Source organism: Mesorhizobium sp. M0954, from assembly GCF_040319155.1.
Lineage (GTDB): Bacteria > Pseudomonadota > Alphaproteobacteria > Rhizobiales > Rhizobiaceae > Mesorhizobium.
Map to the genome: position 1 here is coordinate 22,127 of NZ_JAMYNR010000026.1, position 22,572 is coordinate 44,698.

The following is a 22,572-nucleotide window of genomic DNA, read 5'->3' on the forward strand; positions in this document are numbered from 1 at the left end:
TCGAACATCCGCCCTCGAGAACGCCCTAAATGAGCGTCAATCGACTTGGTTGGGTGTTTTTTTGCCTTCCCTCTCGCCGATTGGAACGAGAAAGGAGCGCCAAATCCTGACGTACAGACGAACGGTCGATAAGGTCGCGATCTTGACCCACATTTCCAGTGCTTCTTCAGGCGGCCTTCAGAAACTGTCTTTCTGACGAGTGCGATTTTGCATCATCGATGAAAGCTGGCAAGAAATGGAGCGCAATCCAAGAACTGGCTCCGGCCGCAAGCGCTAGCGGAGAAGCTATCTCAATCCGGCCCGCCGTGCACCTTCGCGGATGGCGACAAGCGCGGGAGGATTGGTGACCGGATAGGTTCTGATGAACCCCTCGACGGTAAAGCCGGGGAATTCGCTCGCCAATCGGGCGGCGATCTTCGCGGCCTGTGGTACTTCGTCGAGCATCGCATGTCCCATCGACTGGAACAACAGGGTGGCCGGCGAGTCGGGCGGGCTCTGCTGGAACGCCACGACGCTCTCCCGGTAGCGCCCGACCACGAAATTCGTGCGACCAAGCATGCTGAAGTACCAGAGCGGAGCTAGCGGGTTGAGACGTAGAGCCCTCTGGATCAACACGCAGCCCTGCTGCGGATCACCTGTCACCAGTGCTCGGCTTCCGGCAATCATCGCCAGCGTATCGGCATCGTTTGGAGCGGCGGCCAAAGCGCGATCGAGTTCCTCGGCAGCGGCTCCCAAGTCGCCTCGCGCCGCGCGAATGTCGGCCATGCCCTGACGGGCCATGCTGTCTCCCGGATCGAGCAAAAGAGCTTGTTCCATGCACGAGTACCAGCGTTCCAGCGAGACGGATGGATTACTCGCGTACCAGGCTTCGACGGCGTAAGAAAATCCCAACGTCAACCAGGCTCGCGCCAGCCCCGGGTCGAGTTCGACTGCGCGCGACAAGAGACGGATTGCTTCCACGTTCGAGGTGCGGGTGAACACATTGTGCTGTTCGACGCCGAGCAGATAGTAGTCATAGGCACCCAGGCTGGCGGGCGGCTTGCGCCGGATGACATCCCGTCCAAGGTGGGCAAGCTTGCCGCAGCAGCTGACAAGGACATTGACGACGTTCTCGGTGACCATGTCTTGCGTAGCAAACAGATTGTCGGCCGATTGATCGTATCGCGCCGCCCAAAGACCGGCACCACTCCTCACATCGACAAGCTGCACCGAAATGCGGAACTGCTCGCCGGTAGCCTGAAGGCTCCCTTCGAGCAAATAGTCGGCATTCAACTCCCGACCGATGGAGCGCAGATCATCGCGCCTTCCCTTGAACATCAGCATCGTCTGGCGGGCAATCACCGCAAGGGCGGAGTAACGCGCGAGATCGACAATAATATCGGCGGACAAACCGTCGGCCAGCCTTCCCCAACGCTCGTCCGAGCTCAAATTTTCAAAGGGCAGGACGGCGATGACCGGTGGCCCGGAGCCGCCGGGCGACAGACCCTCGAAACGAGCTTGTCCGGACTCTTGCCGGCTCTCACTCGAGAGCAGGCTTGCCAACGCCACTTTGCTGCGAACGCCAAGCTTTCGATAGACCACCGAGAGATGGGTTCGAACGGTGGTCGGCGCGATGAACAGCGTCTCGCCGATCTCACGATAGGTCATGCCTTCGGCGAATTTCGCAGCGACCACCCGCTCCCGGTCCGAAAGCCCGGTCAGAGGATTGCCGACTGCGTCAAGCATTGCGTCATTCCGATCCGCGGCGCGTATGGTCGGGAACGTACCGATTTCGCGACGCAGCGAAAATACTACAGATGCGACACCAAAAACACTCCATCTGTACGATCCCGCCAAGTCGTTGCCGCTCCTAGCATCCACGGATCCACAACACGTTGCCCGGTTCACTGTCCAGGCCAGGCAAAATGTCACGAGGCATCCATGAGAAAGTCATCCGCAGTCGCCGGCATGCTGGTGCTGGCTCTTTCGACCGCGCCAAGTCTCTCCGGCGAAACGACGCCAGTGGGAACGCCAATCTCCATAGAAGCGGTAAGGCTTGCCAGCGACCGCGTCTATTCCGATCTCTTGCGCCGTGCCTTTGCGAATGGCTGGCGATACCCACCCGAGCAAATCAAGAGCGGCTTCAAGCGGCATTTCGAGGAAACGAGGCTGCAACTGATCGATCAGGGCTACATCATCGTGCCCGATGTATCGGAAAGTGCTTCGCAGTGACGTTTCTCCGGATCGGGTCTTTGATCACGGCGTGCCTTCATCGGTAATCGCACCCCGCGGCCTTCGTTACTCGTCTTTAGCTGGCGCTGCCGCCAATCCGCCGGACGCGGAGCGAGCGAATGCCACGATTGCCGTCAATCCGTGATGTAGTCGACTATGGCGGCCAGGCGCGCGGCGACGACCGCGCTCATACTGGTCTGTCCCAAAGGGCCGTGCGGTGTGATGGCGAGCAAAACGAGATCGAAGATGTGCCGGCGGATGATCTCACGGGCTTCCACAGAACCGTTGAGTGGATGCTTTTCGAGTGTGCAGAGGTAGCCGCGTAGCAATTGCAGCGCCTCGGATACCCCTGGCGCGCGCTGCATGACCGCACAGTCGAGCCCGGCGGCAAGACACCACTCCATCTGGCAAAACGCCAGGGGCAACGCGAAGTTGCCGACTATCTCATGTCGCACGGCGTCGTCTTGCCAACACCGGCCCCGATCTCAACGAAGTTGGCTTCTGCCGATGTCGAGAAAGGCCGGACCTACTTCACCCGCGCGTGTGACCGTTGCCACAATGCCGAGCCACTGGGAGGGAACAAAACGGACCGAACTTGTGGAGCGTCGTCGGCCGCGATAAGGCATCCATGGCAAAAATGCGTTACTCCGACGCTTTGCTCGGCTGGGAAGGCGTGTGGAGGTAAGAGGACCTGAACAGATATCTCTTCGGGCCCATGCTCACCACGCCGGGCGTTAAGATGGAGATACCTGGTGTCTCGGACGAGACCGAACGGGTCGACCTGATCGCGTACTTGCGCACACTCAGTGACAAGCCGATGCCGCCACCCTGAATCGATGATCTCTTGCACAAGTACTGCTGCGGACCTGCGTCGGCGGTGATGTCACATAGACGGAGATGGGCTGTGGTTGTGACTTTTGGGAATGATTTCAGGCGATCACGCCGGCAGCAGCTTTCCATTACGCCACGGCATTCAGGCGGTGAAGATGGATCTGAAAGGGGGCGCGTTTTGAACGGGGCGGGACGAAGAGATTGCGGGCTGCAGAGAAGGTCGAGACGAAACGCTGGAGGCTCCCCGGTGATCGAAAACCTTGCATCATCCGCTCTCGTTTTCGCAGTGGCACATGCGAAGTCTCCGCTCTGTTGTTCAAGCCCTTGTGCGACCGGTGCTCGATGTCCATCATGACCTGACGCCGCGCTGCTCCATAGGAGCCGAGCTTGTCGGTGATCATGCGCTTGAGCACCTGGCCCTGCTTCTTCAACAGCCGTATCAGCAAGCGCTTGGCGGCCTTGGTGTTGCGCCGGGTCTGGACGATCTCGTCGAACACATAGCCGTCCTGGTCGACGGCGCGCCATAACCAATGCTTCTTGCCGGCGATCGTGATGGCGACTTCGTCGAGGTGCCAGATATCATTTCAACTGGGCTGCTTGCGGCGCAGGTGCCGGGCGTAGTCCGGCCCGAACTTCCTGCCCCAGCGACGGATCGTCTCGTAGGAAACGACGATGCCGCGCTCGAGCAGCATTTCTTCGACATGATGCAGGCTCAGCGGAAATCGATAATACAGCCACAGCGCGTGGGCAATGATCTCGGGTGGGAACCGATGCCGTTTGTAGCTGATCTGTGAAGTGTTCATCCCCCGCATCTATCGCAGCGATCCCTGACACGCGGTTGCCGTGACAACGCACCTATGCCTCGCTCGATAGCATATTGCGAGCGGCATAGAGTTCGCCAATGAAGTCGGTGATCAAAGTCGAATTGATGCCGTCCGGCGGGCGCAGGAGTAGCGCGCGGAAATTGACGGCTGGCTCGAATGGCCTGGCCAAAATACTGCCGATCATGCCGTCCGCAATGACGGAGGGATTGACCAAGCCGATCCCCATGCCCTTGGCTGCGAGGATGGCGATTGTCAGGCCGTAGGGCGTTTCGATCAGGATGCGCGGTCGCACCCCATGCGCGGCCAGGATCTTGTCCATCGCGAGCCGCGCCGTATCTTCCGGCGACAATGCCAGGAAGGCCTCGTCGGCGAGATCGGCCGGTGTGATTATCTGCTTCCGCGCCAGCCGGTGGTTCTTCGGCATCACGCAGACGGCGCGCGGTGTGGTGAAGACGCTGTGCAGCACGCCGCTGGTGTCGACCTCGTCGGCCGCGAGCCCGATATCGAAACTGCCAGAGGCGACCAGGTCGCGCACGATATTGGAGGTGCGGACCTGATAGCTGATTCGCACCTGCGGATGCCGGTGCGAGAACGCTACGATGGCGCGCGGCACCAGCCCATGCCCGAGTGCCGACAGGGAGGCGACGCGGATGGTACCGGTGCCGACCTCCTTGATCTGGGCCGCCCGCAGCTTCAGCCGGTCGAGCCCGACCAGGTTGGCTTTCACCTCGGCATGGAACAACTCCCCTTCGCGTGTCGGCACCAGCCTGCCACGAATGCGGTCGAAAAGCCTGAAGCCGAGTTCGGCCTCTAGCTTGGCTAGCGAACGGCTGATGGCCGGCTGCGAGGTATCCAGCAGCGCGGCCGCCGCGCCGGCGCCGCGCGTGATCATGATCGCGTTGAAGACATCGATGTCGCGCAGGTTCATAGTGCGGCCCATATCAAAAGCGAATTAGCTTTATCTCTGCGGTCATAGATGGCAATGGATGAGCCCGCTAAGTTTCGCCCATGAACCGACGCGACGACACTTCACATGTCCATCCTCCCAAGCGCTCCGAGGAACCGTTCCAGGCGGTGGCGATGCCGGTCGAGCGAGCCTCGACCGTGGTCTTTGACGATCTGGAATCGTTCGAGCGTCGCGTCGAGCGTCTGTACGACGGGTTCAGCTACGGACTTTACGGCACACCGACCAGCCGGCAGCTCGAAGATCATATCGCCGTGTTGGAATGCGGCTCGCGGGCTCTCGTCGTCCCGTCGGGCATGGCGGCCATGACGCTGGCGACCATGGCTGTCTGCCGTGGCGGCGAAAGGGTTCTGATCCCGGAGACGCTCTATGGCCCGGCGCGCGACATGGCCGAGCGTTTTCTTGGCCCCCTCGGGATCGAGGCGGTTTCCTACAATGCAAGGCTGGACGCAAGCATCGCGGCGATGATCGACGGCAGAACGCGGCTGGTTTGGGTAGAATCGCCTGGCTCGGCCACCTTCGAAGTCCAGGATGTGCCCGCCATCACAGCCGCGGCCCACAAGGCCGGCGCGCTCGTCGCGGCCGACAACACCTGGGCATCGCATCTGCTGTTCAAGCCGCTCGCCCATGGCGTCGACATCTCCATGCAGGCGCTTTCCAAGCACGCCGGCGGCCATGGCGATCTCCTGATGGGTTCAGTCTCAGTACGCGACGAGGCGCTGTTCCGACGCCTGAAGGACACGGCGCGCTTCCTCGGCTACGGGGTCTCGCCGGAGGATTGCGCGCTGTGCGAGCGTGGCCTGATGACCATGCCGCTGCGCATGCGTCATGCCGACGCCACCGCGCGGAAGATCCTCGCCTGGCTATCGGAACGCCAGGAAGTCGCGCAGATCTTGCATCCTGCGGAGCCTGGCCATCCCGGCCACGCGATCTGGAAGCGTGACTTCGCCGGATCGGCGGGCGTGTTCTCCTTCGTGCTGCGGCCGGAACTGGCGCCACTGCAATCCGATGTCCTGCGCAGCCTGCGGCTGTTCAGGCTCGGCGCAAGCTGGGGCGGCGTGCATTCGCTGATTGCCGTCAGCGATCCGCGCAAAGGGCGCGCCAGCCTCGATTGGCTGAAGCCCGGCCCGGTCTGGCGCCTGTCGATCGGCCTTGAGGCGCTCGAAGATCTTCTGGCCGACCTTTCCCAGGCCTTCGAACTCTTTGCTGAAGCCCGGCGCAACGGAACCGCAGCAGCCGACGCCAAGGCCGCCGAATGATTAGAACCTCAACGAGAAGGGAATGACTATGAAACATCAAGGTCTGAAATGGCTCACGGGTCTGGCGATAGGGCTGGCCAGCCTGTCTTCGGGCGGCAGCAACGCCAACGCGCAGGCGGTCATCAACAAAATCAAGGAGCGCGGCTACGTCAGCTGTGGCGCCAGCCAGGGCGTGCCTGGTCTCTCCCGGCCCGACGAGAAGGGGTATTATCGCGGCTTCGATTCCGATATCTGCCGCACTTTCGCGGTCGCCATCCTCGGCGACAAGGAGAAGATCCGTTACGTGCCGCTTAACGCAGGCCAGCGTTTTCCTGCGCTGCAGACCGGAGAGATCGACGTTCTGTCGCGCACATCCACCATCACCTACAGTCGCGATACGGTTGTCCGCTTCGTCTGGATCAATCTCTACGACACGGACGGCATGCTCGTGCGCAAGGCCGACAATATTACCGAGCCCAAACTGCTCGACGGAAAGACCGTCTGTCTGCAAGGCGGTGGCAGCCTGACCGAGAAAGCGATCGAGGAAACCGAGGAAGAGTTCGGGATCGCGATGGAGAAAGTCTATTACGACTCGACCATTCAGGCGCGCGACGCCTTCTTCGGCGGCCGCTGCGATTCATACGTCACCGACGGCACTGCGGCAGCCGGACAGCGTGCTTCGGTGGCCAAGAACCCCGACGACTACGACATCATCAAGGTCGGCAAAGCCGCCGAACCCAATGGCGTCGCGGTCGCCCGCGGCGACGATCAACTCTTCGACGTCGTGCGCTGGACATTGAATGCCCTGTTCTGGGCCGAGGCCAACGGCGTCACCTCGCAGAACATCGATGAAAAGCTTGTGTCGGGCAATCCGGAAGTCAAACGGGTGCTCGGCGAGGAACCCGGCTTCGGCAAGCCGCTCGGATTGGACGATAAGTGGGCCTACAACGTCATCAAGCAAATGGGCAACTACGCCGAGATCTGGGACCGCAATCTCGGCAAGGACAGCCCGCTAAAGGTCGAACGCGGTCTGAACGCGTTGTGGAAGGACGGGGGCCTCAACTATCCTTTCCCCTGGGATTGAGCCGCATGATGGAGGGGAACGGGCCCGGCGCTTCCCTTCCCTGCCAACGCCGCGAACCCTCGAGGTCAACATGCTGAGCGATGCCAAGACCAGATCGATCATCATCCAGTGTGCCCTGGCGGCCGCGGTTGCCGCTTTCGCTGCCCTGCTCGTCAGCACGACCTTCGCCAATCTGAGGGCCCGCGGCATCCCGATCGGCTTCGATTTCCTGACCATGCCATCCAGGATCGTCATCTCCGAAGCGATCCTCACCTATAAGTCGCGGGACCCGTATTACTGGGCGATCGTGACCGGGCTCGCCAATACGGTCTTCATCTCCGCCCTCGTCATCGTCTTTTCATCCGCGCTCGGCCTCGTCGTCGGCATCACCCGGCTGAGCAGCAATCCCCTGGCGGCAGGCACCTGCCGCGTATGGGTGGAGGTTGCACGCAATTCACCGCCGATCGTGCTTCTGATCTTTCTCTATTCGCTGTGGTGGAAGGTGCTGCCGCCGGTCGGCGAAGCGCTCAATCCGCTGCCAGGCGTTTACGCCTCGATGCGCGGCTTTGTGGTGCCGGCCGTCAGCATGGACGTCGCCACCGCGGGATTGCTCGTCATTGCTCTCGCCCTGGCACTGGCGGCCGCTGGCTGGGCGGCGGCGAGAAGAGGATGGCTGCCACCGCTGACCGCGCCGGCGATCCTTACGGTTGGCATTGCCGGGCTCTGGCTTGCCGATGCGAAGTTCTCCGTCGACTGGCCGACCTTCACTGGGTCGAACTTCAAAGGCGGCAAGGACCTGACGCCCGAACTCAGCACCATCCTCATCGGGCTGACCATCTACACCACCGGCTTCGTCGCCGAGATCGTGCGTGGCGGCGTGCTTTCGGTCGGCCGCGGTCAGTGGGATGCAGGTCATTCGCTCGGCCTGCCACGCGGCAAAATATTGCGTCTGATCATCATCCCGCAGATGCTGCGGGTGATCGTCCCGCCGCTCAACAGCCAATACATCAACGTCGTCAAGAATTCGACGCTGGCGATCGCGGTCGGCTATCCCGACTTCCTTGCGGTGATGAACACCATCATCAGCAAGTCCAGCCATTCGATCGAGGGCGTCTTCATCATCCTCGGCGTCTATCTCGCCCTCAACCTGAGCCTGTCAAGCGCGGCCAATTGGTACAACCGTCGCATCGCCATCGTGGAGCGCTGAACTATGAAGGCCGTGTCTCTTTCCCTTCCGGCCGAGCCAATGCCAGGACAGATCCGCTTCGGCGCCTTGCGGCGGTCAGCCAAGCTCCTGTTCGGCACGCCGCTCAATGCCGCCCTGACGCTGTTGTTCGGCGTTCTGCTCGTCGCCACGGTACCGCCGATGCTGCGCTGGCTAATAATCGACGCCGTGCTGTTCGACCCCAATCCAGGCGCCTGCCGGGTTGCCACCGGAGCCTGCTGGAGCTTCATCTACGCCAAGTCCGGGCAGTTGCTGTTCGGCATCTATCCGCTCGACGAACGCTGGCGCCCGGCGATCGTCTGCCTGCTCATCCTGGCGCTGCTTGCCTGGTCGGTGCGGCCCGCCAGTTGGGCCCTGCGGCTGCTGGCGCTCTGGGTGGCAGCGTTCGTGCTGATCTTCTGGCTGATGGGCGGCGGCATCGGCCTGACCGAGGTTCCGACCTCGTCCTGGGGCGGCCTGCCGGTGACGCTCATCCTCACCGTCGTTGCCATCGGCGTCGCCTTCCCGGTCGGCATTCTCTTGGCGCTGGCCAGGCGCTCGACCATGCCAGCGATACGCATCGGCGCCGTGGTCCTGATAGAATCGGTGCGCGGACTGCCGCTCTTGTCCATCCTGTTCGTGGCGTCGATCATGATGCCGCTGTTCCTGCCCGAGGCCCTGTTGCCCGACAAATTCGTGCGCGCGCTGGTCGCGCTCACCATCTTCGCCGCGGCTTATCTCGCCGAGGTGATCCGCGGCGGCCTGCAGGCCATCCCGAATGGCCAGTACGAGGCTGCGGCAGCGCTCGGCCTGCCCTTCTGGCGCACGCAATATCTCGTCATCCTGCCGCAGGCGATCCGGGTGGCGATCCCGGCGCTGGCCAACACCATCATCGTCATGATCAAGAACACCAGCCTTGTCCTGGTCGTCGGTCTCTTCGACCTGATCAGCTCCGGTAAAGCGGCGCTGGCTGACCCGGACTGGCCGTCGCCGGCGGCCGAGACATTCCTGTTCATCGGCGCGATCTTCTTCGCGCTCTCCTTCTCGTTCGCCCGCTTCGCCGACTTCCTGGAGCGGCGCGGCCCGACCGCTCACTAGGAAATGCCTTGATGTTATCGTCCGCCCCAACGCGCGCTCCGTCCATGACCGATCCCAGCGCTCCGCCCGCTATCCAAATGACCGGCATGAATAAGTGGTACGGAAACGTCCATGTGCTGAAGAATATCAACCTGACCGTCCATCGCGGCGAGAAGCTGGTGATCTGCGGTCCGTCCGGCTCGGGCAAGTCGACGATGATCCGCTGCATCAACCGGCTGGAGGAGCATCAGCAGGGGCAGATCGTCGTCGAAGGTGTCGAACTCAGCAACGATTTGAAGAAGATCGACGTAATCCGCAGTGACATCGGCATGGTGTTCCAGCACTTCAACCTGTTCCCGCATTTGACCATTCTGGAAAACCTGACACTGGCGCCGATCTGGGTGCGCAGGATGCGGCGCGGGCAAGCCGAGCAGACCGCCATGCACTATCTGGAGCGGGTGAAGATCCCGGACCAGGCGCATAAATATCCCGGCCAGTTGTCCGGCGGCCAGCAGCAGCGCGTCGCCATCGCCCGTGCGCTCTGCATGAGCCCGAAGATCATGCTCTTCGACGAACCGACCTCCGCCCTCGATCCTGAAATGGTCAAGGAAGTGCTCGACACCATGGTCGCGCTGGCCGACGATGGCATGACGATGCTGTGCGTCACCCATGAGATGGGATTTGCCCGCCAGGTCGCCGACCGCGTCGTCTTCATGGACCAGGGCGAGATCGTCGAGATGAACACGCCCTCCGAATTCTTCTCGCATCCGCGTCACCAGCGCAGCAAACTGTTTCTTGCCCAGATCCTGAACTAGCGAACCTCTCCCGCCAGCCCATGCGCCGGCCGGATGGGCAGACGCAAATCAGAAATCCATCCGGGCCTGGTCAGCGCGCAGCGACCTGCCAGACCGCGACGCCGGCCCAGGATCAGGCCGGCGACGCCTTCGATGCTGCGCGAGATAATGTCGAACAAGCGCGGCCGACTCTCGAAGGAATACACCAGGCGTTCGCGAAACAGGATCGACAGCGCCGCGAGTTCCGGCCATTGGTAGATGTTCGGCCCACAACTTCTGCACGTCGACGATCCTGGCGGTGGGCGCTCCGGTCCTGTTTCGAAGATCATGCGCCGCCGGCCGGCGCAGGCACAGCTGCCACGTATTGCAGCAGACGGCAGAGGACGAGAACGTCGTCCACAACGCAACTCTCGACTCGAAGTCGTAGCTGCATCATACGACCTGTTCACCAAGCGGGCTTTGGGGGCTAGCACGAAGTCGGGCACCCACTTTGGCACCTCCACTTGCGCGAGCAGTAGTCCGCTTTCCTTCGCAAATGCCATGTGGCAAGACGGATGGATGGCGGCGGACAGCGAACATAAAAGCATCTCTGCGAGAGCGTTGGGCATCGCATTATCAGCTGCTGCCCTCGTGCCGCATTTCACAACCCCAGCCTTTGCCCATGCTTCCGAGCGCGGCTATGTCATGCTCCTGCCGACCGGATATTATGTCGTGGGCGGGGCGGTGGCCGTAGCCGCGAGTTTTCTGGTTCTGGCTGTCCTCCCGCCCAGGCTGCTCGAACGCATTTCGGCATCCCGCCTGCCAATTGGTCAATTCGGCGACGCCGCGCGCATTTGGATCAGCACGCTCGCCTTCGCGGTTCTCGCCATACTCGTGGCGGCGGGAATTCTCGGCAGCCGAGATCCGCTGTCGAATCCACTTCCGCTAACGGTGTGGACGCTGGTCTGGGTCGGACTGACATTGCTTCAGGGCGTATTCGGCAATGTTTGGTCGTGGACAAACCCGTGGTACGGGCCGTGGCGCATTTTCTCCAGCGTCTTCCCGGCATTCCGCGATCGCACAATGCCACAAGGACTGGCTTACTGGCCGGCGTTGATTTTGTTTGCAAGCTTCGCCTGGTTCGAGCTGATCTATCCGGCGCCCGAAGATCCGGCGCGGCTTGCGTTCGCTCTCATGGCCTACTGGCTCTCGACCTTCGTCTGCATGATCATCTTCGGCTACGAAGGCTGGAGCCGGCGCGGCGAGTTTCTGTCCGCGTTCTTCCGCATGGTGTCACACTTCGCCATCGTCGAAACGACGCCGGACCACCCAAGCGGGGGGCGCGCCCTCTCACTCTGCTGGCCTGGAGCGAAATTGTGGAGCGCGCAAGCCTTACCGGCGAGCGGTATGCTCTTTCTGTTGCTGACGTTGAGCTCGGTGTCCTTCGACGGTCTGTCGAAGACCTTCTCTTGGCTGGGCGCGAATGGTGTCAATCCGCTCGAATTTCCGGGGCGCTCGGCATTAGTTGGAATCAACAGCGCCGGTCTTGTGCTGATGTTTATCGCACTTGTCGCCGTGTTCTTCGCCGCAGTGTTTGTCGGTGAGCGGTTGGCCGGGAGCATCTCTTTCGGAAAAGCGGTCGGGCTCCTTGTCTGGTCGATCGTCCCGATCGCGCTCGCCTATCATTTTTCCCACTATCTGACGGCCCTCCTGGTGAACGGCCAGAATGCGCTCGTCGCTATTTCGGATCCGTTTGATCGGGGATGGAACCTATTCGGCACGGCGCACATGAATGTCGGGGCGGGAGTGATCATGGGCTCCGATGCAGCGTGGATCATCTGGAACTTTCAGGCGGCGGCGATCATCGGCGGCCATATACTTGCCGTTCTGGTCGCGCATGGGCTGGCGTTCCGTTTGCATCCGGCGCGCAGCCGCGCGGCGCTCAGCCAATTTCCGCTGACCGTTTTTATGGTCGGATATACGGTTTTCGGGCTGTGGCTGCTGTCCACGCCGACGGCCGTCTGACGGCCGCAAGCCACGTATCGGAGGCGTTGGTCGATAGACCTCACGGCGGTGTATCGCGACCTCAAGGACATGCGTCGAACAAAGCCGGTGGTTGGTGAATTGGCAACGCCGGCAGCACAACTGACTGCTTCACAGTTCTTCGGCCTGATATCTAAGCCGACGGGACGCCCTCGGTGGCCAGACGCCGGAAGATCTGGTCGACTTGTTGCGGCGGCAATTTGGCGCCGCCGTCGAGCCACCAGATCAGCACCGACAGAAAGGCACCCACGACGAACTGGACGATCAGTTCGTTCGGCACGACATCGAGGCGCGGAAACTCCTCGATGTAGCTCATGCCGTCGACAAGCATCTGGCCCCATTCCGGCGTCGGCGGTGCAACGCCCAGGCCGAGAAAGCTGAGCGTCGCGATGGCCAGCACGAGGGCGCCGGCATCGGCGCTGGCGGGGTCCTCACCCCGAAACGCGAAGATGAGGATCGTCAAAAGGTGCCGATCAGCCCCAGCCCGGCCATCCACCAGATGTGCCAGATCAGGGCGAAACCAATGACGACGGCAAAGAAGGCGTTGACGACCCCGACTGGACTGTTCTTCGGTACTTCGATCGGCTCGTACGGGCGCGGTGGCACCGGTTGAGCTTGCTGTGCGTTGGCGCGTTGCTTCGCGACCCAGTAGCTGTCGCGCTCGGCCACATGCGGCAAGACGGCAAAGTCCAGGCCGGCGGCGGCGACGCCGTGGACCATTCCAGTGTGCGACCGTCCCAGGGATCGCCGGTGACACGAAGCATCTCGCGGTCGCGGATCGAAACAACCAGCTGCACGATCTGGCAGACGATGCCGCCCAGAATGATAACGGCTTATTCGACCACTCGCAACCAGTTTGACCTGCCAACCATGTCTCACGAGCAATGGCAGGCACTTAAGCCAACGCTACAAGAAGCGGAATAATAACCGGCAAGAGGTTCCTCTCGGCCCGCCTGAGTAACCAGGGCTGCCGACAGAGCGCTTTCCCACTCACTGCCGGCCCGGTACCGGAAGGAAGGAGCGCAAATCTCTGCTTCGCCACCAGAATGCGCAACGCATCAGGTCCCGCACGCTCAGCTAGATCTGACGTTTAATCATGCGGCCGAGACCCGCTTCGCGAATAGGTCGCCGGCGAACCTGCACGCCGCCTTGTGCATTGAGCTTACTTCTTGCGACACAGGCTCAGCCTCCGCACAAGCTTCCACTGAAAGGGGACACCGCGTCCTGAAGAAACAGCCGGAGGGCGGATTCGTCGGACTTGGGATTTCGCCCGTGATCAACGGAGGGTTGCGCCGACGTTCGGTGGCAGGATCAGCCTCGGGGACAGACGCGAGAAGGAGTTGGGTGTAGGGATGGCTCGGATTCCGGTAGACCTCTTCCGAGCTACCGCTTTCCACCACCTTGCCGAGATACATCACGTAGACCCGGCTCGCCGCCTGCCGGACAAGCGCGAGGTCATGCGCGATGAAGAGGCAGGACACGCCGAGCTTCTCTCTGAGGTCGAGGAATAGGTTCATGACCTGCGCCCGTATAGACAAGTCTAGCGCGCTGACCGGTTCGTCGCAGATTAAAACCCGCGGCTCTACGGCCAGCGAGCGCGCGATCGCGATGCGTTGCCTCTGGCCGCCTGAGAGTTCACGGGTGAATCTGTCCCGGACCGTCGTCGCCAGACCGACTTGGTTGAGGAGCTCAGCGATCCTCCCCTCGCGTTCCGTTTGCGAACGCAAACCTGCAATGATGAGGGCTTCGTTTATGGCTTCGCCCACAGTTTGGCGATCATTCAGCGATGCATAGGGGTCCTGGAACACGTACTGAACTGCCCGACGCGCTTCCCGCAGACGGCGTCCACTCAAGGAGCCGAGGTCGATGCCATCAAAAACGACACGTCCGGATTGGGGTTTTTCCAAGCCGACGATCGAACGGCCGAGCGTGGACTTGCCGCAGCCAGACTCCCCCACCAAGCCGACGATCTCGCCTTGATTGAGGTGGATTGAGACGTCGTTTACCGCTTTGATCGTTTGGCCACGTTTGGCGCTTGGAAAGCTGGTGACCAGATGCTCGACTTCGAGTACCGCGCTCATTATGCGCACTCCTTCGCCCGAATATTCAGAACGGGACAGGCGGCTGACACACCCGGAACTGCCGTCGGCAAGAACGGCGGTCGCCGCTCGCCGCAGGCATCCACAGCGCATCCGCAGCGGGGCATGAAAGCGCACCCTGTGATCGGCGCGCCAAGGATGGGCGGAACGCCCGGCAATCCACGGAAACGCGATCCGATTGCGTCCTGTTTCCTCGGAATTGCCTCGATGAGGCCCATCGTATAGGGATGCTGCGGCTGAGAGAGTACACGCTCGGTCGGTCCGGTTTCGACGTGGCGCCCCGCGTACATCACCATTACGCGGTCGGCCGCGCCCGCCACGACACCCATGTCATGCGTGATCAAGATCATGGCCATGTCCATTCTGGACTGGATTTCCTTCAGCAGTCGGAGGATTTGCGCCTGGACCGTCACGTCGAGCGCGGTGGTCGGCTCGTCGGCTACGAGAAGTGTCGGCTCGGCGGCAATGGCGATTGCGATCATGACACGCTGTCGGAGACCGCCCGAAAGCTCATGGGGATACTGCTTGAGGCGTATTTCGGGGTCGGACATCCCGACCATCTTGATAAGTTCAAGCGCCCGGGTTTCCGCAGCTCTTGCGGTCATGCCGAGGTGAAGCTCGGCTACTTCGGCTATCTGCCGTCCGACCCGGCGGGCGGGATTGAGCGCGCTCATCGGGTCCTGGAAAATGAAGCCAATGGATTTTCCGCGCAGGCTGCGAAGCGTTTCATTGTCCGATCCGACGAGCTGGCGGCTGTCGAACAAAATGGTGCCCGATATATCCGCCTGGACGCCCACGGGCATCAGGCCGAGAGGCGCAAAGCAGGTGACCGTTTTGCCGCTACCGCTTTCTCCCACAATCGCGAGGGTCTCTCGGCGGCTCAGTTCATAGGCTACTCCGTCGACTGGGCGGACCACGGTATGCGCCGTCAGCAGGTCTATGGTCAGATCTTTGACGCGGAGTATCGGTTCAGAACTCATGGCCGTGCCTCCTTGGCCCAGAATGCGGTTACCCGGCGGCGGGCCGCGAGCATCCGGGAGGTCAGCGGCTTCGGAACTCTGTTGAGGGCGACCGCTTCACCGAGGATGTTGAATCCGATGACAGCTAAAGTCAGGGTCAGTCCCGGCAGGATGACCTGGCGCGGATCGGACTCGAGATATGGAAGCGCGTCGACCAACATCTGTCCCCATTCAGGCGTCGGCGGCTGGATGCCCAGCCCGAGGAAGCTCAACGTTGCGATTGCGAGCGCGACTGCTCCGGCGTCGGCCGTGGCATATACGAGCACCGCCCCGATCGTCGTGGGAAGAAGATGGACAAAGTAAATGCGAACGGGACTTGCGCCCAATACTCTTAGGGCCTCCATGTGGGGCTTGTTCATGGTGTTGACAGCCACCGCCCGGCTAATGCGGGCGCTACCCGGCCACCAGGCGAGCGCGAGCGCGAGGATCATGTTCCAGTAGCTGACTCCGGCAATGCCGATCACCGCAAGTGAGACGATGAGGCTGGGGATTGCCTGGCCGACGTCAACGATGCGCATCAGCAGTTCGTCCGTCCAGCCCCGCCGGTATCCGGCAATCGTGCCGATGGCGATGCCGATGGCGTGCGCGCACACAAGGACGAGACAGACTCCGACCAGCGACGTCCGAGCCGCCACAATCAACCTGCTCAATGTATCGCGCCCGAGATGGTCGACTCCGAAGGGATGGGCGAGCGTCGGGCCCTGGCCAGCGATCAGCAGGTCTTGCGCATTGGGATCATGTGGCGCGATGTAGGGTGCGAGCAGTCCCAACAGAACGAACGCGCCGATAGTAAATACCGCCGAGCGCGGGAAGGCGCCAATGGCCTTCAGGAGTGGTCTGACTGGCTGCATGTTCAGCTCCTTTGAAGTCTAAGGCGCGGATCGGTCAGCGTAATGCAGATGTCGACCACGACGTTCAGGATGATGAAGAACGTGATGAAGACCAGAAGGCAGGCCTGCACGACCATGAAGTCGCGGAATCTCACCCCGGTCAGGAAGAGGTCGCCGATGCCCTGCCAAGCGAACAGAGGTTCGACAACGACCGCGCCCACGACCATCGTCCCGATCTGCGTTCCCAAGGCGTTCAAGTACGTCGGCGCGATGTTCGGGATCGCGTCGCGAACCAGAATACTCGTCCTTGACAGTCCTTTGCTCATGGCCGTTAGGACATAGGGTTTGGCCATCGCCTCCTCGAAGCCAACTCGGATGACGCGGCTCAGAACTGCTGCGGGAAGAAATCCCAGAGTGAGCCATGGAAGCACCCAACTGACGGGTCCGGCAAACCCGAAGGTCGGAAAGACGTGCCACGTGACCGAAAAGGCGTAGACCAGCAGTGCTCCGACGAAGAAGGACGGAGTCGAAGCGCCCAGAAGAGCGCTCCCTCGGGTGACCACGTCTGGCGCCCTATGTGCCCAGAGCGCGCCTACGAAGCCGACGAACAGGCTCAGCAAGAAAGCCACGACCGCTCCGCCCGCAACGAGGGTGGCGGTCGCGGCAAGGCGGCTCTTGAGGGACGCGCCGACCGCCTCGCCCGTCTTGTAGGAAATGCCGAAGTCGCCGTGGATCGCTCCGTTCAGCCAGAAGCCGTAGCGTTCGAGAAGCGGCTTGTTGAGCCCCAATTCCTCCTCGACCTTGGCGATATCGGCTTTGGTGGCCGTCGGCGTCCGCAGCTCGGCGATGAGTATCGCCACGTTGCCCGGAGCGGATACCACGAGCGCGAAGCATAGAACGGACGCCAGAAACAGCAACAAGACTGCGTTGCGGGCCCTTTTAGCGATGAAGGCGAACACGGCCGTATCCTACTCCGCCAGTGTGATATTCTCGTAGGGCATGTCGTACTCGGTCGCGGGGCTCTGGAAGCCCTTCACCCGAGCGGCATGCGCCCATATGCCCGGAACGAAGAGCAGCGGCGCGATGGCGTCGTTGTCGTGCAGCCAGTCATAGACCTTCTGTAGAGCTGCTTCCATCTCGCCTTCGGGCGCGGACATCGCGGCGAGCACCAACGGATCGAGGTGCTCGGGGTCGATGAAGAGCTTGCCGTCCACGCCGTTGTCATAGGTGGATAGGAACAGGCCCACCACAGTCCCGAAAGGTTCGTATGGCGCGCCGAACGTCTGGAAGAAAGCGAGATCGAACTTGCGCTCCGGAATGTCGCTGTGCCGCGACGCATGATCCACCGAGCGGATCGTGAGCGTGACGCCAATCTCCTGGAGCTCGGACTGGATCACTTCCGCGACGGATCGGGACCCCGGTACTTGCTCCTCGCTAACGACCAGTTCAATGGCAAGGTCCTTGCCGTCCTTCTGCCTGACAGGCCCCCCGACCCAGCCTGCCTCCTCGAGCAGCGACTTTGCGGTCTCGGTATCCCGCCTAGGCACATCGAAGCGCTTCCCCGAATACGGAACGGTTTCGGAGAACAGGTTGCCAGTGGAGGTCGCCAGACCGCGGTAAAGCACTTGCGAGATCGCAGCCCGGTCGATGCCGAGGTTGATCGCCTTGCGGACTTTCGGGTCCCTCAGCGCTTCGACGCGGGAAGTGTTGAAGGCCATAATCATTGTGGTGGTGCCGGGATGGATGACGACGTCGATGCCCGCTCCCTTCAGCGTCTCTGCTTCCGTTGCGGTCAAAGGCGACACAAACGCTCCGCCGATCAGATCCACGTCGCCCGCGCGCAACGCTGCCATGCGGCCGCGCGAGTCCGGAAGGACTTTTACCTCAAGATATTTGAAAGAGGGTTTGTCACCCCAGTAGGCGTCGAAGCGCTCGAAGGCACTGCCCTCATTCCCGGCGGTCGCTTGATGCCACGGTCCCGTGCCGACGGGTGCCTTATAGCTACCGTCCCCAGAGACCGACTTGGGGCTGAGGAGCCTGACTGGCCGGACGTAAGCGAACTCCTGGAGCAGGCCGAGGACCGGTTCCTTGAACCGGACGTTGACGTGATCGTCGTCGACGATGTCCGTTCCGGCGTAAAGCCGGGACGAATTCATCCAGTTGTTCGCTTCGAGTCCGATCCACCTCTTCAGGTTCCATTCCACCGCCGCGGCGTCGAACGGAGTGCCGTCGTGGAAAGTCACGCCCTTGCGCAACGTGAGCTTAAGCAGCCTGCCCCCGTCTTCGACCGACCATTCGGTCGCCAGCCCTGGCTCGATCTTACCGTCATGGCCGTATTTAACCAGCGGCTCGAAAACGAGGTCCTGAACGCCCCACACGCCGGTGTATTTGTGAGGATTGATATCCCCGGCGGACTTGGCGATCGCGATGCGAAGCGTGTCCTTAACCTCTGATGCCGCAACGATTGACGGCAGGATGGAGGATAGCGCCGAAACTCCCAGCAGTTTTGAGACGCCCGCCAGGAAGGAGCGCCTGTCTATTCGCATGAATTCGTTGTTGTTGTTCATTGTCATTCCCCTTTTTGTGTTCACTCACAGCATTGATTGCCGGATGTTTTCTTTGCCGAACCGCTCGTCGTCGATCCGTGCTTGGATTTGGGCCAACATTTTCTCGAGATCGGCCATGAGATCGTCGTGCGATTCCAACCCCACGCTGAACCGCAGAAGGAGGTCCTGCCCACTCCAGGTCGTCGCGGAGCGGTTGCTCTTCACGGGCATGGGGGCAACGAGGCTGCGTGTCCCACCCCACGAGGCGCCGATGGCGAACGTCTCTAGCGTATTGAGCGCCTCCGGCACGTGCAGCAGTGCTTCGGGAACCAATTCCACGCTGAACACTCCGCTCGCGCCGAGGAAGTCGCGCTTCCAGAATTCGTGCCCGGGACAAGACGGCAGGGCGGGGTAGAGCACACGCTCGACGGCTGGGTGGCCGCGGAACCAGTTGATCATCGCCGTCGCGCCGTCGTGCGCGTGTTTCATTCGCACGCCAAGAGTCTCCATGCCCCGCAACACCAAAGAGGCGTCGTCGGGGGAAACGCCGATCCCGGCGCGCCCCATAGTCGCCTTGAGCGCGTTGAAAAGCTGCTCGGAAGCCACCGTGATCGATCCCATCAGCACGTCGGAATGGCCCGAGATATATTTGGTGAGCGCTTCGGTCACGATGTCGGCCCCATGTACGAGGGGCTTGAAGTTAAGAGGGGTCGCCCAGGTGTTGTCGAATCCGACGAGCGCGCCGTGCCGATGCGCGATCTCGGCAATCCGCGGCAGATCCTGGACTTCCATGGTCGTCGAACCGGGGGACTCGCACCACACCAGTTTCGTGTTCCCGTTGATCCGACGTTCGAGCCCCTCGGGCGAAGTGGGATCGTAGTACTCCGCTCGGACGCCAAACTTTGCCAGATCGGTGTTCACAAAATCACGGACCGGGGGATAGGCCGTGTCCGCCACCAGTACCTTGTCTCCGGCATTGAGGACGGCGAGCATTGCGATTGCGTTTGCGGCCTGGCCCGATGGCGCGAGAAGCGTCCGGTGACCCTGCTCGAGCTGAGTGATCTTTTGCTCCAGTGTACGCGTCGTCGGGGTGCCGTAGAGGCCGTAGGAATAGCCGTCAGGCCCTCGCTGGCCGCGAGTGGCGTAGGCTGCGGCATCCGCGAATACGATCGTCGAAGCCCGATGGACGGCTGCACCCAGAGCCTCGAAGCCGTCTGTTTTGACTTTGGGGGTCACAACGCATTGGGTGAGATCGTTCATGCTTGCTCCTCATGTGTTGGAGACAGTTACAGCATGACAAAACCTATTCCGTCCAATATCAAGATCGGGATGTGCTATTCTCTCAGGTTATAGGTGCGCCATGAATCTTCGCCAGATCGAGGTCTTCCACGCCGTGATGACGATTGGAACCGCCTCACGCGCCGCGGAGATACTACGCATCTCACAACCTGCGGTGAGCAAGGCCGTCCAAGAACTGGAGCGCGACATCGGTTTCGCGCTCTTCCACCGCATCAAAGGACGGATGTCGCCGACGGCAGAAGGCAACCTGTTTTTCAGGGAAGTGGAGACCTCATTCTCCGGCCTCATCCATTTGAAAGGGGCCGCGGCGCGGATTCGCGACTTCGGTTCGGGGGAAATCCGGATCGCAAGTCTCTCCGCATTAAGTACGAATGTAATGCCAAAGGCATTAAAGGCATTTCAACACCGTCACCCTGACGTTGCGATCACCTTTCAGGCAAGGCTATCCTCGGAAGTCAAAGAACTCGTCGCCTCCGGCCAGTTCGACGTCGGCCTGGCGGCGGACGAGATCGATCTTGCGGGCGTCGAAGCCCACCCATTCCGGAACTACCGGGTCGCGATCGCCATGCCCAAGGGCCATCCGCTAGAGGGGAGGGAAGTGATCCGTCCCGCCGATCTCCATGGGCAGGCCTTCATCGCGTTGGCTCCGGAGGACACTACGAGACGGGAAGCAGAGGCCATCTTCGCTGATCACGGCATCAAGCCCAAAGTGGTTCTAGAAACCCCCTATTCCACCACCATCTGCTCGATGGTCAATGCGGGGCTTGGATGCGGAATGGTCAATCCTTTAACTGCCCTTCCCTATCTCAACGGAAACCTCAGCCTCCGTCCATTTCTCCCGGGAATCTCCTTCCGAACCCTTCTGTTGTTGCCACCCAACCGACGTCCATCGAGAGTAGTTAGCGACTTTGTCGAGCAGCTGATGCGTATCGCATTGGAAATTGATGGGGCTGTCCAAACTTGACTTCACTTTCGTGAACGTCGGCTTCTGGGCCCCATGCCGTCACCCGCCAGGCCGCAATTAGGATAGCGCGCCTCGCTCAGCCGCAGCAGCGAAATTGGAACTGGGAGTTCGATGAGTGTGAGGAAGGCGGTAGCGCTCTAGCGACTCGAACCCCCGAAATTTGCAGCGGAACGTTCCGCCGTCCGTCGCCCCTCCGATGCGCACGTCGCTACTCGTCTTTGCCGGAGACGTACCCGTGACCGTTGATTTTATTGGCGTTTTCGTTGGCCAAAATCAGAAATCTTCCCGTATTGTTCCGCACGGTCCCGCGGCTGATTATGGTCGGTCGTCTTTGCTCTAGATCAATGAATGCCCAGTTCATGCCGATAGGCTTTTAGGGGATTAACCGAAAGGTTGCCTGGAAGAGAGAGAATGCACAGGCGAGGACGACTATCCATTGGCCAAACGTCACTGACTGACAGGAAAACATAGAGGATGTCTGGTTCTTCTGTCGAATTGACAGTGCGTTGATAGAAAGCGAAATCTGATACGACACCCGCGTTGCCTTGTCTTGAAGCAACCGTGGTCTAGTAGCCGAAAGGAAGAACTGGGCTTGGGAGGACAAGCATGGGTGAGGATCTATCCGGTCATCACGCCGACCGCGTTCAGGCCGCGATCGCTTCGGACGCGGCGGCGAAGTCCGCGCTGGTCGCTTCCTGGCGACGGTCTTCCAGTCTGCACCGGCTCGATCCGGCCGATTGCAGCCCCCCACGCTACCTGACAGAGGCGGAATTGGGACAGGCCCGGCAACGCATCGGGCCGCTCGTCCGGGTTGCTCAATCAAGCCTGGACCGGCTCTATCTTGCGGTGGGCGGCGTTGGATGCTGCGTCCTGCTCGCCGATCGCGACGGCGTGCCGGTCGAACGGCGCGGCGCGCCTGTGGACGACGAGACGTTTCGTTCCTGGGGGTTATGGACAGGGTCCGTCTGGAACGAGGAGAGCGAGGGCACCAATGGTATCGGCACCTGCCTGGTGGAACAGCGCGTCCTGACGATCCACCGTGATCAGCATTTTCACACGCGCAACACCGGGCTGAGCTGCACCACGGCTCCGATCTATGATCACCGTGGAGACCTTGTGGCTGCGCTTGACGTGTCTTCCTGCCGGGCTGATCTGACCGAGGTCTTCTCCAACCTTATTTCTATGGCCGTCGTCGACGCGGCGCGTCGGATCGAGGCGGAGAACTTCAAGATGGCATTCCCCAAGGCGCGCATTCTGCTGGCGCCGGTGCCCGACAAGGGTTCCGGCGCGTTGATCGCGGTTGATGCGGACGACCTTGTGGTCGGCGCGACCCGTTCGGCTCGCCTGGCGCTTGGAATTACGCAACAGTGTCTCGACAAGCCGATGCCTGCGGCCGATCTGCTCGGTTGGGCCGAGAGCGGCCCCGAAGTCCTCGCCGAGGCGGAGCGCGGCGTCCTGCAGCGGGCGCTGGCGCGGGCAGACGGAAATGTCTCGGCCGCGGCCCATGCGCTCGGCATCAGTCGCGCCACGCTTCACCGCAAGCTCAACCGCCTGGACGTCCACAGGTCCCACTGACTTTTGAAACGT

General features: G+C 61.4%; 22 protein-coding genes and 1 pseudogene. 10 read left to right on the forward strand and 13 right to left on the reverse strand.

Annotation, left to right across the window (positions count from 1 at the left end; all coding sequences use genetic code 11):
• Nucleotides 1–285: 285 nt before the first annotated feature.
• Nucleotides 286–1,911 (reverse strand): LuxR C-terminal-related transcriptional regulator, encoded by a 1,626-nt coding sequence (locus NKH93_RS26605; protein ID WP_352973559.1) that lies wholly within the window; start codon nucleotides 1,909–1,911, stop codon nucleotides 286–288.
• Between the two features lie 9 nt (nucleotides 1,912–1,920).
• Between NKH93_RS26605 and NKH93_RS26610 the strand changes: the two genes are divergently transcribed.
• The gene (locus NKH93_RS26610) at nucleotides 1,921–2,211 is read left to right on the forward strand and encodes a hypothetical protein (RefSeq protein ID WP_352797488.1); all 291 of its coding nucleotides are present in this window, start codon (nucleotides 1,921–1,923) and stop codon (nucleotides 2,209–2,211) included.
• 134 nt (nucleotides 2,212–2,345) lie between these two features.
• On the opposite strand, the gene NKH93_RS26615 is transcribed toward NKH93_RS26610, so the two are convergent.
• Nucleotides 2,346–2,666, reverse strand: a complete 321-nt coding sequence (locus NKH93_RS26615) for a hypothetical protein (protein WP_352720575.1) — start codon at nucleotides 2,664–2,666, stop codon at nucleotides 2,346–2,348.
• On the opposite strand from NKH93_RS26615, the gene NKH93_RS26620 reads away from it, so the two are divergent.
• Entirely contained in the window at nucleotides 2,616–2,906 is a 291-nt protein-coding gene (locus tag NKH93_RS26620; RefSeq protein WP_352720567.1) for a hypothetical protein, read from the forward strand. The two genes, NKH93_RS26615 and NKH93_RS26620, sit on opposite strands and share 51 nt — an antisense overlap.
• A 264-nt stretch (nucleotides 2,907–3,170) precedes the next feature.
• On the opposite strand, the pseudogene NKH93_RS26625 reads toward NKH93_RS26620, so the two are convergent.
• Nucleotides 3,171–3,845: pseudogene (locus NKH93_RS26625) on the reverse strand (IS6 family transposase).
• A gap of 52 nt (nucleotides 3,846–3,897) precedes the next feature.
• Nucleotides 3,898–4,794: a LysR family transcriptional regulator gene (locus NKH93_RS26630; RefSeq protein ID WP_352692752.1), complete on the reverse strand. Its 897-nt coding sequence runs from the start codon at nucleotides 4,792–4,794 to the stop codon at nucleotides 3,898–3,900.
• Nucleotides 4,795–4,874: 80 nt separating this feature from the next.
• Between NKH93_RS26630 and NKH93_RS26635 the strand changes: the two genes are divergently transcribed.
• From NKH93_RS26635 to NKH93_RS26655, 5 genes are all read left to right on the forward strand, one after another.
• Nucleotides 4,875–6,089, forward strand: coding sequence for a trans-sulfuration enzyme family protein (locus tag NKH93_RS26635; RefSeq protein WP_352973560.1), 1,215 nt, complete (start codon nucleotides 4,875–4,877; stop codon nucleotides 6,087–6,089).
• A gap of 22 nt (nucleotides 6,090–6,111) precedes the next feature.
• A complete protein-coding gene (locus tag NKH93_RS26640; protein WP_352973561.1) occupies nucleotides 6,112–7,152 on the forward strand; it encodes a transporter substrate-binding domain-containing protein in 1,041 nt (346 codons plus the stop codon).
• A gap of 70 nt (nucleotides 7,153–7,222) precedes the next feature.
• On the forward strand, nucleotides 7,223–8,338 hold the full coding sequence (locus tag NKH93_RS26645) for an amino acid ABC transporter permease (protein WP_352973562.1): 1,116 nt from the start codon (nucleotides 7,223–7,225) through the stop codon (nucleotides 8,336–8,338).
• Between the two features lie 39 nt (nucleotides 8,339–8,377).
• A complete protein-coding gene (locus NKH93_RS26650; RefSeq protein WP_352453297.1) occupies nucleotides 8,378–9,433 on the forward strand; it encodes an amino acid ABC transporter permease in 1,056 nt (351 codons plus the stop codon).
• 44 nt (nucleotides 9,434–9,477) lie between these two features.
• Nucleotides 9,478–10,227: an amino acid ABC transporter ATP-binding protein gene (locus NKH93_RS26655; protein WP_352973563.1), complete on the forward strand. Its 750-nt coding sequence runs from the start codon at nucleotides 9,478–9,480 to the stop codon at nucleotides 10,225–10,227.
• Here NKH93_RS26655 and NKH93_RS26660 read toward each other — a convergent pair.
• Nucleotides 10,224–10,535, reverse strand: a complete 312-nt coding sequence (locus NKH93_RS26660) for a hypothetical protein (RefSeq protein WP_352973564.1) — start codon at nucleotides 10,533–10,535, stop codon at nucleotides 10,224–10,226. The two genes, NKH93_RS26655 and NKH93_RS26660, sit on opposite strands and share 4 nt — an antisense overlap.
• A 229-nt stretch (nucleotides 10,536–10,764) precedes the next feature.
• On the opposite strand from NKH93_RS26660, the gene NKH93_RS26665 reads away from it, so the two are divergent.
• Nucleotides 10,765–12,210 carry a hypothetical protein gene (locus NKH93_RS26665; RefSeq protein ID WP_352973565.1) on the forward strand — a complete coding sequence of 482 codons (1,446 nt, stop codon included), beginning with the start codon at nucleotides 10,765–10,767 and terminating at the stop codon, nucleotides 12,208–12,210.
• 151 nt (nucleotides 12,211–12,361) lie between these two features.
• Here NKH93_RS26665 and NKH93_RS34370 read toward each other — a convergent pair whose 3' ends face one another.
• From NKH93_RS34370 to NKH93_RS26705, 8 genes are all read right to left on the reverse strand, one after another.
• Nucleotides 12,362–12,691: a TetR/AcrR family transcriptional regulator C-terminal domain-containing protein gene (locus tag NKH93_RS34370; protein WP_502894623.1), complete on the reverse strand. Its 330-nt coding sequence runs from the start codon at nucleotides 12,689–12,691 to the stop codon at nucleotides 12,362–12,364.
• Entirely contained in the window at nucleotides 12,688–12,948 is a 261-nt protein-coding gene (locus NKH93_RS26675) for a hypothetical protein (RefSeq protein WP_352973566.1), read from the reverse strand. The genes NKH93_RS34370 and NKH93_RS26675 overlap by 4 nt, the downstream gene beginning before the upstream one ends.
• A gap of 374 nt (nucleotides 12,949–13,322) precedes the next feature.
• Entirely contained in the window at nucleotides 13,323–14,309 is a 987-nt protein-coding gene (locus NKH93_RS26680; RefSeq protein ID WP_352453304.1) for an ABC transporter ATP-binding protein, read from the reverse strand.
• Complete coding sequence (locus NKH93_RS26685) at nucleotides 14,309–15,307, reverse strand: ABC transporter ATP-binding protein (RefSeq protein WP_352797478.1); 999 nt, start codon at nucleotides 15,305–15,307, stop codon at nucleotides 14,309–14,311. The genes NKH93_RS26680 and NKH93_RS26685 overlap by 1 nt, the downstream gene beginning before the upstream one ends.
• Nucleotides 15,304–16,197, reverse strand: coding sequence for an ABC transporter permease (locus tag NKH93_RS26690; protein ID WP_023680719.1), 894 nt, complete (start codon nucleotides 16,195–16,197; stop codon nucleotides 15,304–15,306). Before NKH93_RS26690 ends, NKH93_RS26685 begins: the two co-directional genes overlap by 4 nt.
• Nucleotides 16,198–16,199: 2 nt before the next feature.
• Nucleotides 16,200–17,135: an ABC transporter permease gene (locus tag NKH93_RS26695; RefSeq protein ID WP_352973567.1), complete on the reverse strand. Its 936-nt coding sequence runs from the start codon at nucleotides 17,133–17,135 to the stop codon at nucleotides 16,200–16,202.
• Between the two features lie 9 nt (nucleotides 17,136–17,144).
• A complete protein-coding gene (locus tag NKH93_RS26700) occupies nucleotides 17,145–18,743 on the reverse strand; it encodes an ABC transporter substrate-binding protein (protein ID WP_352973568.1) in 1,599 nt (532 codons plus the stop codon).
• A 24-nt stretch (nucleotides 18,744–18,767) separates the two neighbouring features.
• A complete protein-coding gene (locus NKH93_RS26705; protein ID WP_352466284.1) occupies nucleotides 18,768–19,982 on the reverse strand; it encodes a trans-sulfuration enzyme family protein in 1,215 nt (404 codons plus the stop codon).
• 100 nt (nucleotides 19,983–20,082) lie between these two features.
• Here NKH93_RS26705 and NKH93_RS26710 point away from each other — a divergent pair, with 100 nt between their 5' ends.
• Complete coding sequence (locus NKH93_RS26710) at nucleotides 20,083–20,985, forward strand: LysR substrate-binding domain-containing protein (protein WP_352508726.1); 903 nt, start codon at nucleotides 20,083–20,085, stop codon at nucleotides 20,983–20,985.
• A gap of 606 nt (nucleotides 20,986–21,591) precedes the next feature.
• Nucleotides 21,592–22,560 carry a helix-turn-helix domain-containing protein gene (locus tag NKH93_RS26715; protein ID WP_352453031.1) on the forward strand — a complete coding sequence of 323 codons (969 nt, stop codon included), beginning with the start codon at nucleotides 21,592–21,594 and terminating at the stop codon, nucleotides 22,558–22,560.
• Nucleotides 22,561–22,572 lie beyond the last annotated feature (12 nt).

What these genes read in the sequence shown, in the direction of transcription:
- NKH93_RS26610 (WP_352797488.1), top strand. Translation starts at nt 1,921, where the DNA reads ATGAGAAAGTCATCCGCAGTCGCCGGCATGCTGGTGCTGGCTCTTTCG.
- NKH93_RS26630 (WP_352692752.1), bottom strand. Translation starts at nt 4,794, where the DNA reads ATGAACCTGCGCGACATCGATGTCTTCAACGCGATCATGATCACGCGC.
- NKH93_RS26635 (WP_352973560.1), top strand. Translation starts at nt 4,875, where the DNA reads ATGAACCGACGCGACGACACTTCACATGTCCATCCTCCCAAGCGCTCC.
- NKH93_RS26640 (WP_352973561.1), top strand. Translation starts at nt 6,112, where the DNA reads ATGACTATGAAACATCAAGGTCTGAAATGGCTCACGGGTCTGGCGATA.
- NKH93_RS26645 (WP_352973562.1), top strand. Translation starts at nt 7,223, where the DNA reads ATGCTGAGCGATGCCAAGACCAGATCGATCATCATCCAGTGTGCCCTG.
- NKH93_RS26650 (WP_352453297.1), top strand. Translation starts at nt 8,378, where the DNA reads ATGCCAGGACAGATCCGCTTCGGCGCCTTGCGGCGGTCAGCCAAGCTC.
- NKH93_RS26655 (WP_352973563.1), top strand. Translation starts at nt 9,478, where the DNA reads ATGACCGATCCCAGCGCTCCGCCCGCTATCCAAATGACCGGCATGAAT.
- NKH93_RS26660 (WP_352973564.1), bottom strand. Translation starts at nt 10,535, where the DNA reads ATGATCTTCGAAACAGGACCGGAGCGCCCACCGCCAGGATCGTCGACG.
- NKH93_RS26665 (WP_352973565.1), top strand. Translation starts at nt 10,765, where the DNA reads ATGGCGGCGGACAGCGAACATAAAAGCATCTCTGCGAGAGCGTTGGGC.
- NKH93_RS26675 (WP_352973566.1), bottom strand. Translation starts at nt 12,948, where the DNA reads ATGGTCCACGGCGTCGCCGCCGCCGGCCTGGACTTTGCCGTCTTGCCG.
- NKH93_RS26680 (WP_352453304.1), bottom strand. Translation starts at nt 14,309, where the DNA reads ATGAGCGCGGTACTCGAAGTCGAGCATCTGGTCACCAGCTTTCCAAGC.
- NKH93_RS26685 (WP_352797478.1), bottom strand. Translation starts at nt 15,307, where the DNA reads ATGAGTTCTGAACCGATACTCCGCGTCAAAGATCTGACCATAGACCTG.
- NKH93_RS26690 (WP_023680719.1), bottom strand. Translation starts at nt 16,197, where the DNA reads ATGCAGCCAGTCAGACCACTCCTGAAGGCCATTGGCGCCTTCCCGCGC.
- NKH93_RS26700 (WP_352973568.1), bottom strand. Translation starts at nt 18,743, where the DNA reads ATGAACAACAACAACGAATTCATGCGAATAGACAGGCGCTCCTTCCTG.
- NKH93_RS26705 (WP_352466284.1), bottom strand. Translation starts at nt 19,982, where the DNA reads ATGAACGATCTCACCCAATGCGTTGTGACCCCCAAAGTCAAAACAGAC.
- NKH93_RS26710 (WP_352508726.1), top strand. Translation starts at nt 20,083, where the DNA reads ATGAATCTTCGCCAGATCGAGGTCTTCCACGCCGTGATGACGATTGGA.
- NKH93_RS26715 (WP_352453031.1), top strand. Translation starts at nt 21,592, where the DNA reads ATGGGTGAGGATCTATCCGGTCATCACGCCGACCGCGTTCAGGCCGCG.